Source organism: Micromonospora parastrephiae (assembly GCF_016802865.1).
GTDB lineage: Bacteria > Actinomycetota > Actinomycetes > Mycobacteriales > Micromonosporaceae > Micromonospora > Micromonospora parastrephiae.
The window spans coordinates 1-8,757 of sequence record NZ_JAEVHM010000211.1 but is presented as its reverse complement, the minus strand read 5'-3'; the positions used below and the strand labels follow the sequence as shown (position 1 = coordinate 8,757).

General features: G+C 74.1%; 7 protein-coding genes and 2 pseudogenes. 6 read left to right on the top strand and 3 right to left on the bottom strand.

All coding sequences use genetic code 11. The features are described from left to right. Positions 1 to 30: 30 nt before the first annotated feature. A complete protein-coding gene (locus JNW91_RS32695) occupies positions 31 to 510 on the bottom strand; it encodes a hypothetical protein (RefSeq protein WP_238425775.1) in 480 nt (159 codons plus the stop codon). An 875-nt stretch (positions 511 to 1,385) separates the two neighbouring features. Here JNW91_RS32695 and JNW91_RS26975 point away from each other — a divergent pair. The 5 genes and pseudogenes from JNW91_RS26975 to JNW91_RS26955 all read left to right on the top strand — a co-directional run bounded on the left by JNW91_RS26975 (position 1,386) and on the right by JNW91_RS26955 (position 7,107). Beyond that, the gene (locus tag JNW91_RS26975; RefSeq protein WP_203178216.1) at positions 1,386 to 1,745 is read left to right on the top strand and encodes a YraN family protein; all 360 of its coding nucleotides are present in this window, start codon (positions 1,386 to 1,388) and stop codon (positions 1,743 to 1,745) included. Positions 1,746 to 1,778: 33 nt separating this feature from the next. Beyond that, positions 1,779 to 3,298, top strand: a pseudogene (locus JNW91_RS26970) (YifB family Mg chelatase-like AAA ATPase). Continuing rightward, a complete protein-coding gene (locus tag JNW91_RS26965; protein ID WP_203178215.1) occupies positions 3,295 to 4,482 on the top strand; it encodes a DNA-processing protein DprA in 1,188 nt (395 codons plus the stop codon). Before JNW91_RS26970 ends, JNW91_RS26965 begins: the two are co-directional and overlap by 4 nt. A gap of 275 nt (positions 4,483 to 4,757) precedes the next feature. After that, positions 4,758 to 5,882: a tyrosine-type recombinase/integrase gene (locus JNW91_RS26960; RefSeq protein ID WP_203178214.1), complete on the top strand. Its 1,125-nt coding sequence runs from the start codon at positions 4,758 to 4,760 to the stop codon at positions 5,880 to 5,882. A 43-nt stretch (positions 5,883 to 5,925) separates the two neighbouring features. Further along, positions 5,926 to 7,107 carry an aminotransferase class V-fold PLP-dependent enzyme gene (locus tag JNW91_RS26955; protein ID WP_203178213.1) on the top strand — a complete coding sequence of 394 codons (1,182 nt, stop codon included), beginning with the start codon at positions 5,926 to 5,928 and terminating at the stop codon, positions 7,105 to 7,107. A gap of 12 nt (positions 7,108 to 7,119) precedes the next feature. Here JNW91_RS26955 and JNW91_RS26950 read toward each other — a convergent pair whose 3' ends face one another. Beyond that, entirely contained in the window at positions 7,120 to 7,887 is a 768-nt protein-coding gene (locus JNW91_RS26950) for a helix-turn-helix domain-containing protein (protein WP_203178212.1), read from the bottom strand. A gap of 80 nt (positions 7,888 to 7,967) precedes the next feature. On the opposite strand from JNW91_RS26950, the gene JNW91_RS26945 reads away from it, so the two are divergent. Beyond that, positions 7,968 to 8,357 (top strand): nuclear transport factor 2 family protein, encoded by a 390-nt coding sequence (locus JNW91_RS26945; protein ID WP_238425774.1) that lies wholly within the window; start codon positions 7,968 to 7,970, stop codon positions 8,355 to 8,357. Here JNW91_RS26945 and JNW91_RS32690 read toward each other — a convergent pair. Beyond that, positions 8,296 to 8,757 (bottom strand): annotated as a pseudogene (locus JNW91_RS32690) (M23 family metallopeptidase); the annotation flags it as partial. The gene JNW91_RS26945 and the pseudogene JNW91_RS32690 sit on opposite strands and share 62 nt — an antisense overlap.

Sequence of the window (8,757 nt, the reverse complement as noted above, 5' to 3'; positions counted from 1 at the left end):
CGGGGCGGTGGGGCGGGTCGGTGCGGCGGGTCAGCCGGCGGCGAGCGCGGCGGCCAGGAAGAGCGCCAGGCCGACGGTCAGGTAGGCCGTCGGCGGGCGCAGCCAGCCGCGGCCCCCGTCGGAGAGCGCGAGACCACCGGTCCGGAGCCCGTACAGCCCAGTTGCGAAGATCGGCAGCCCGGCGACCAGGGCGATGCCCACCACCACGTTCCCGGCGGACACCGGATCGCCGGTCGCCCCGGCCAGCAGCACTCGCAGCGCCGGAACCTCGAAGATCAACACCAGTAGGGCGAAGAGCACGGCCAGCACCGGCCGGCGGGTCCGGTACACGCCGTCGGCGGCCGGCGGGTACGCCGGCGGCTCACCTGCGGGCACGTCGACGCGGGGACCGATCCCCGGCATCGGGCCGGTCGGCATCTCCAGCGGGTGCGGCGTCTCGCCGCCGCCCCGGGTCGGTTCGATGATCGGGTACCCGCCGAGCGGGGCGGGACGGATCTGGTCGGCGAGCACCCCGGCCGGCGGCGAGGCATCTCCGGCGGCCTCCGGCGGAGCGGTCGGCAGCGGGGAACCGGCAGCCGCCGCTCCCGGGCGGCCCGGCGACCGGGCAGCTCACCGGAGGTCTCCGAGGGATCCCGGTCCGCCCTGCGCGAGCGGGTTGCCCGGTAACCGTCCACCTCCGGCCGGGCGTCACCCAACGGATCGACCGCACCGAACCGTCCCGAGTCGGATTCGGGGGTACCGAAGCGAGCGGGCTGGGCGTCGACAGCCCCGAACCGCCCGGAGTCCGGCTCGGGCGCGCCAAAGCGGGCCGGGTCCACCGCGCTCAGACGCCCCGAATCCGACTCCGGCGCACCGAAACGACCCGGGTCCACCGCGCTCAGACGCCCCGAATCCGACTCCGGCGCACCGAAACGACCCGGGTCCACCGCGCCGAAGCGGCCGGAGTCGGGCTCGCGGCGGCGACCGGCGCCGGTGTCCTCGCCGTAGCGACTCTCGTCCGCGCCCCGCTGCTCGGGAACCTCGCCGTCGGGGTACCGCGGTTCACCCGCGGCACGCCACTCCGCCTCGCCGTAGCCGCGACCCCGCTCGTCGGGATACCAGCGCGACTCCTGATCTTCGGGAAAGCTCCGTCGTCCGTCCACGTCCGGCACCGTATGCGACCGGCCACGGCCGCGCCATTTCGGCCCGGCCAGTCGCTGCCGGCGACCCCCGAGTAGTTGCCCGGTGGCCCGGCGACCTGTTTCAGCATCAAATGATCATGGACACCCGGGGTGGCGTAGCACAGGGTGAGCTTGATCGTCCGGTTGTCCACAGGACGTCCGTCGTCCACAGGCGAGCGCTGCCGGGGTCGCGGGACGCGCTCCTGGGCGGGCACCGTGCCGGCCATGACGAAGCGGAACCAGGCGGTCGGCGCGTACGGCGAGCGGTGTGCAACCCGGCATCTGACCGAGGCGGGGCTGCGCCCGATCGCCCGAAACTGGCGCTGCGCGGCCGGGGAGATCGACATCATCGCCTGGGACGGGCCGGTGCTCGTCTTCTGCGAGGTGAAGACCCGCCGGGGCGACGACTTCGGCACGCCAGCCGAGGCTGTCGTACCGGCGAAGGCCCGCCGCCTACGTGGGCTCGCCGCGCGCTGGCTCGCCGAGACCGGGACGAGCGCCGACGAGGTGCGGTTCGACGTGCTCTCGGTGCGGCTGCCCGACGCCGGGCCAGCTCAGGTCGACCACCTCAAGGGCGCGTTCTGAGATGCGCGCCGAACGGGTCGGCGGTGACGCGCCATGAGCTACGCGAAGGTGCTCTGCGTGGGGCTGGTCGGGGTCACCGGCCACGTGGTCGAGGTCGAAGCCGACCTGGCCGCCGGGCTACCGGCCGTGGTGATCTCCGGGCTGCCGGACACCGCCCTGCACGAGGCCCGGGACCGGGTCCGCGCCGCCGTGGTCAACTCCGGCCAGCGCTGGCCGAACCGCCGCATCACCCTCAACCTGCTGCCCGCGACGCTGCCGAAGTTCGGCTCGGCCTTCGATCTGGCCATCGCCGCCGCACTGCTCGGCGGCTCCGGTGAGCTGCCGCTGCTCCCGCTGGAGGGGGTGGTGATCCTCGGCGAGTTGGGGCTGGACGGGACGGTCCGGCCGGTGCGCGGCGTACTCCCGATGGTCGCCGCCGCGGCCCGCGCCGGCATCGAGCGGGTGATCGTGCCGGCCGGCAACGCCGCCGAGGCCGCGGTCATACCCGGGGTACGGGTGCGCGCGGTCGACACCCTGCACCGGCTCGTCGCGTTCGTCCGCGACGGCAGCCCGCTGATCGAGCCACCGGCGGCCATGCCGGCGCCGGCCGTCGGTGGCCCGGACCTGGCCGAGGTGGCCGGGCAGCAGATGGGCCGGCGCGCGTTGGAGGTCGCCGCCGCGGGCGGGCACCACGTGGCGCTGCTCGGTCCTCCGGGCGCCGGCAAGACGATGCTGGCCGAACGACTGCCCTCGATCCTGCCCGAGCTGGACGACGACGCGGCGCTGGAGGTGACCGCGCTGCACTCGGTCGCCGGCCTGCTGCCACCGGGCGGTCAGCTGCTGCGCCGCCCGCCGTTCCAGGCACCGCACCACACCGCGACGGTCCCGTCGCTGGTCGGCGGCGGCTCGGGGCTGGCCCGGCCCGGCGCGGTGTCGCTGGCCCACCGCGGGGTGCTCTTCCTCGACGAGGCCCCCGAGTTCAGCAAGGGCGCGCTGGAGGCGCTGCGCCAGCCACTGGAGCACGGCCGCATCCAATTGAGCCGCAGCGGGGGCGGCACCGAATATCCGGCCCGCACCCAGCTGGTGCTGGCCGCCAATCCGTGCCCGTGCGCGAAGCCGTCCGGCGACGCGCACTGCGAGTGCACACCGCTGGTTCGCCGCCGCTACCTGGGCCGGCTCTCCGGGCCGCTGCTCGACCGGATCGACGTGCAGGTGCGGCTGATGCCCGTACGGGCGGCGGAGCTGATGGCGTCCGGCGGCGACGCCGAGTCGTCGGCGACGGTGGCCGCGCGGGTGGCGGCGGCACGCCGGGCGGCGGCCACCCGTTGGGCCGGCCTGGGCCGAAGGCTCAACGCGGAGGTGGACGGCCCGCACCTGCGCCGACCGCCGTGGCGGCTACCCGCCCGGGTCACCGCCGAACTGCGTGGTCGGCTCGACTCCGGCTCGCTGTCGGCGCGCGGCTTCGATCGGGTGATTCGGATGGCCTGGACGATCGCGGACCTGGACGGTCGGGACGGCCGGATCTGGAGGACGTGCGGGAGGCGACCCAACTGCGGACGGGGGAGGCGACGTGAACGCCGACGAGGAGAGCAGGCTGGCCCGGGTGGCGCTGACCTGGCTGGCCGAGCCGGGCACCCGCGTGGTGCACCAGCTGGTCGAGCGGCACGGCCCGGTGGCGACACTGGATCTGCTGCTCGACGGCGGCAGCCCGGACGGCTGGCTGCACAGCACGGTGGCGGCCCGGTCAGCGGTGGGGGACGCGCGCGCTGTCGCGGCCGAGGCGCTGGAGAGGGCGGAGCGGCTCGGCGCCCGCCTGGTCACCCCGGACGACGACGAGTGGCCCACCCGGGTCGGAGGTCTCACCACCCTGCGACTCCCGGACGTGACCCGCCGGGTGGACGGTGAGACCGCGCCACCGCTGTGCTTCTGGGTACGCGGGAGCTGGCCACTGGGCGAGGCGCTGGAGCGCTCGGTGGCCGTGGTCGGCGCGCGGGCGGCCACCGGCTACGGCCAACACGTCGCCACCGAGTTGGGGTACGGGTTGGCCGAGCGGGACTGGACCGTGGTGTCCGGTGGCGCCTTCGGCATCGACGCGGCCGCCCACCGGGGCGCGCTCACCGCCGGCGGGTTGACCGTCGCGGTGCTGGCCTGCGGCGTGGATCGCCCGTACCCGATGGGGAACACCGCGCTCTTCGACCGGATCGCCGACACGGGCCTCCTGGTCAGCGAGTGGCCACCCGGCGCCGAGCCCCTGCGACCCCGGTTCCTGATCCGCAACCGGGTGATCGCCGGAGGCACGCTGGGCACCGTCGTGGTGGAGGCGTCGGCGCGCAGCGGTGCGACGCAGACCGCACGACGCGCCATCTACACCGGCCGGGTGGCCATGGTGGTGCCCGGCCCGGTGACCTCGGCGATGTCCGTGGGCGCGCACGAGCTGCTGCGCGAGTTCCCCAAGGCGCGGCTGGTCACCGGCGTCGCGCACGTACTCGAGGAGGTGGGCCGCATCGGCGCGGACCTTGCCCCACTGTCCCGAGGCCCGCAGCGACCGACCGACGCGCTGGACGACGACGCGCGGTCGCTGCTGGAGGCGCTGCCCCGCCGGGGTGCGATGGGCGTGGACAGGCTCGCCGGTCGTGCCGGCGTCGACGTGCGGACGGCGCTGCGCAAGCTGTCCCTGCTGGAGGAACTGTCCATGGTGGTCCGACGCGACGACGGCTACGCCCTCGCTCCGCCGGCCACACCGAGGCGGGGCACGTGAGCAGACGAGCCGGTACGGTGCACGGTCATGGGTGCGATCAAGCCGTGGCACATCGCCATGCTGTGCTGTCTCGTCACGTCCGCCGTGCTCATCGGCGGTCTGGTCGTGTTCCTGATCAAGCGGACCGGCCGCCGGTAGGACGAGGCCACACCGGCGCTGGCGCGGCCGGCGGCGAGCGACGCTCGGTCGTAGGCTGGTGCCGTGCCAGCTGTCAGTGGGGGTGCACGTGCCGCGCGGCGGGCTACCACCGCGCCGCCGCCGTCGGGGCGACGGCGATGAGCCGGCCTGCGCGGGGCACCCGGGCCATCCACCAGGAGCTGCCGCCCACGCTGCGCGACGCGGTCGACGACTTCGCCGAGCACCTGTCCCGGGTCCGCAACCGGTCCGCCCACACCGTCCGCGCGTACGTCACCGATGTGGTCTCGCTGCTCGACCACGCCGTTCGAATGGGCTGCGTCGACGTGGGCGAGTTGGACCTGTCGGTGCTGCGCAGTTGGCTGGCCCGGCAGCGCACCACCGGCGCCGCCCGTACGTCACTGGCCCGGCGGGCCGCGTCGGCCCGGGCGTTCAGCGCGTGGGCGCACCGCGCCGGCCTGCTCCCCGTCGACGTGGGCGCCGCACTGGCCAGCCCGCGTGCCCACCGGGAGCTGCCCAGCGTCCTGCGCGCCGACCAGGCCACCGCCCTGGTCGAGGCACCCGCCCGGCAGTCGACGACCGCCGCCGGCACGGCCACGGTCCAAGCGACCGCCGACGGCCCGGCCACGGCAGAGGCGACCGCAGACGGCACGGCCACAGCAGAGGCGACCACCAACGACACAGCCACGGTAGGAGCGACCGCAGACGGCACGGCCGCGACGGGAAAGACCGCAGATGCGGCGAGCGGGCGAGCGGCCGAGGCGGTGCTGCTGCGCGACCGGGTGCTGCTGGAGCTGCTCTACGCCACCGGGGTACGCGTCAGCGAGGCCTGCGGACTGGACGTCGGGGACGTCGACCACGGCCGACGGGTGATCCGGGTGTTCGGCAAGGGCGGGCGGGAGCGTTCGGTGCCGTACGGGGTGCCCGCGCAGCGGGCGTTGGACGAGTGGCTGCGCCGAGGGCGCCCGGTGTTGGTCGGCGCCCGCTCCGGCAGCGCGCTGCTGCTCGGTGCCCGCGGTGGTCGGCTCAACCCGACGACGGCGCGGGAGGTCGTCGGCGGGTACGCCGAGGCCGTGGGTCTTCCCCGGACCAGCCCGCACGGGCTGCGCCACTCCGCGGCCACCCATCTTCTGGAGGGCGGTGCCGACCTGCGCGCCGTGCAGGAGCTGCTCGGCCACTCGTCGCTGGCCAGCACGCAGATATACACGCACGTTTCGGTGGAACGGCTGCGCGCCGCCTACCGGCAGGCGCACCCGCGCGCCTGATCAAGGGCCGAAGGGTCGACCGCCCGGCGGTTACGATCATCAGGTGAGCGTCCCGCAGCCCCCCGAGCCGATCCCGGGCGCCCGCCTGCTCTTCTCCCTGGACCCGGCGGTCAGTCATCTCAACCACGGCTCGTTCGGTGCGGTGCCGATCGGCGTGCAGCGAGCCCAGCAGCGGCTGCGTGACGAGATGGAGAGCAACCCGCTGCGCTTCTTCACGCAGGGGCTTGTCGACCGGATCGCGCACACCCGCCGACACCTCGCCACGTTCCTGGGTGCCGACCCGGACGGCAGTGCCCTGGTCGGCAACACCACCACCGCCGTCGCCGTGGTGCTCCAGTCCGTGGGCCTGCAACCCGGCGACGAGGTGCTCAGCACCGACCACGGGTACGGGGCGGTGAGCCTGTCCATCCAGCGGGAGTGCCGGCGGACCGGGGCGGTCAGCCGGGTCCTGCCGATCCCCCTGGACGCCACCGACGAGCAGATCGTCCAGGCCATCCGGGCCGGCCTGCGCCCGGGAAGGACACGGCTGCTCGTCGTCGACCAACTCACCTCGGCCACCGCCAGGCTCTTCCCGACCGCCGCGGTCGTCGCGGTGGCCCACGAGAACGGCGTGCCGGTCCTGGTGGACGCCGCGCACGCCCCGGGCATGCTCTCCACGACGGTGAGCAGCATCGGCGCCGACTTCTGGGCGGGCAACCTGCACAAGTGGGGGTACGCCCCGCGCGGCACCGCCCTGCTGGCGGTGGCCCCGCAGTGGCGGGACCGGATCGAGCCGCTGGTGGTCTCCTGGGAGCAGGACGCCGGTTTCCCGGCCCGGGTGGAATGGCAGGCCACCCTCGACTACACGTCCTGGTTGGCCGCGCCCGCCGGCCTGTTCACGTTGCGCAGCCTCGGCGTCGACCGGGTGCGGGCGCACAACGCCGCGCTCGCCGCGTACGGCCAGCGGGTCGTGGGAGACGCGCTGGGGGTGCCCCCCGCCCAACTGCCCGACCCCGGCGGACCGGGGGTGGCCCTGCGTCTCCTTCCGCTTCCCGCCGGCATGGCCACCACCATCGACGCGGCACGGGCGTTGCAGACGCGGATCGGGGAGCGGCTCGCCACCGAGGTGGCCGTGATGAGCTGGAACGGCCGGGGGTGGCTGCGGCTCACCGGGCAGGTGTACAACACCGCCGACGAGTACGAACGGCTGGCCGTGCGGTTGCCGGCGCTGCTCGCCCAGCGCTGACCCCACGGTGCGCTACCCGGTGAAGAAAGCCGCGCTCTCCGGGTCCGCCGGATAGTAGGACTCGATCGCGATTTCGTCGATCGTGAGATCCATCGGGGTGCCGAACGTGGTGATGGTCGAGAACAGCCGTAGCTCTCGTCCGTCGATCCGGAGGATCATCGGGATCACCACGTCGGCGTCGACCCGTTGACCCGTCGGCTCCTCGGGCGAGGGATTCAGCAGTTCCTCGTAGATCGCGGTGAGCTCCTTGTCGGGAGCGGCGGCGAGCTGGCGCGAGATCCGACTGCGGAACACCGCGCGCACGTCTGCCAGGTTGACGACCAGGGGAGCGAGCCCGCGCGGGTCCAGGCCCAGCCGAACCAGGTTCACCGGTGGCCGCAACAGGTCGGGAGCGACGTGCGCGAAGAACGGGTCGACCGCGCGGTTGGTCATCACGATGTTCCACCGGCGGTCGAAGACCAACGCCGGAAACGGCTCGTGCGCCTGGAGCACCCTGCGGACCGCGTCCAGGGCAGCGGACAGGGCGGTGTCGTCGAGCGGACGCTCCGCGTACCGGGGCGCGAAACCGGCGGCTAGCAACAGGCGATTGCGATCGCGCAGCGGCACACGGAGCTGGTCGGCGAGCCGGAGAATCATGTTCGCGCTCGGCCTGGACCTGCCGGTCTCGACCAGGCTGACGTGGCGAGCCGAGACATCTGCGGCGATCGCCAGGTCGAGTTGGCTGAGCCCCCGGCGGTGCCGCCACTGCCGCAGGAGTTCCCCGACCGTATACACGATCATGAGCGTACTCATCGTCGCGCCGGACGCCATGAAGTGCGAGTTCATCGACAAGCGGACGGGCCGGGGAAACAGTGGGGCCCATGACCACCGAGAACAGAAGCATCGTCCAACAGGCGTTCGCGGGGCTGATCGAGACCGGCGACGTCGATGCGCTCGCCTCCTTCCTCAGCGACGACTTCATCCACCACCGGCCGGATTCGACAACGTCGACCAGGGCAGAATGGCTCGCCGCTGTCCGCGCCGCGCTGGGCCCGACCGCCGGCATGCAGGTCGAGATCCTTCACGTGCTGGCCGACGATGACCACGTGGTGGTGCACTCACGGCGCCGACTGCCCGACGCGGGACCGGAGATCGTGGTCGTCGACGTCCTGCGCATCGCCGACGGGTTCATCGCGGAGGTATGGGAAATCATCGAACCGGTGGCCCACGCAACCGCCAATGCGGCGTGGTGGAAATCCGTTCAGCACTGATCGGTGGCGGGCAGCCCCGGATGCACAGGTGGTCGACGGCGCTGGACGACAGGACTGGTCCACCGACCGGGAGCAGTCGCACCGGGCCGAGGCCGAGCAGTGCCAGCGGGTCGAGGTACTCCTCGCCCCGGCGCAGCCCCCAGTGCAGGCAGGCCGCCGCCGGGCAGCCCGGGTGGCCCGCCAGCAGCTCGCCCAGTGGCGCACCGGCGGTGACCGGCTGGCCGGGGCGGACGGCCGGCCGTACCGGCTCGTGGGTGGTCCGCAGCCCGTCGGCGTGGCCCACGGTGACCACCGGGCGCCGGCCACCAGACCCGCGAAGAGCACCGTGCCCGGCCCGGCACTGCGGATCACCGCTCCGGCCGTGGCGGCCAGGTCGACACCCCGGTGCCCGGCCAGCCAC

Coding starts and splice junctions, on each gene's coding strand:
- JNW91_RS26975 (WP_203178216.1), top strand. CDS start 1,386: ATGACGAAGCGGAACCAGGCGGTCGGCGCGTACGGCGAGCGGTGTGCA.
- JNW91_RS26960 (WP_203178214.1), top strand. CDS start 4,758: ATGAGCCGGCCTGCGCGGGGCACCCGGGCCATCCACCAGGAGCTGCCG.
- JNW91_RS26950 (WP_203178212.1), bottom strand. CDS start 7,887: ATGATCGTGTATACGGTCGGGGAACTCCTGCGGCAGTGGCGGCACCGC.
- JNW91_RS26945 (WP_238425774.1), top strand. CDS start 7,968: ATGACCACCGAGAACAGAAGCATCGTCCAACAGGCGTTCGCGGGGCTG.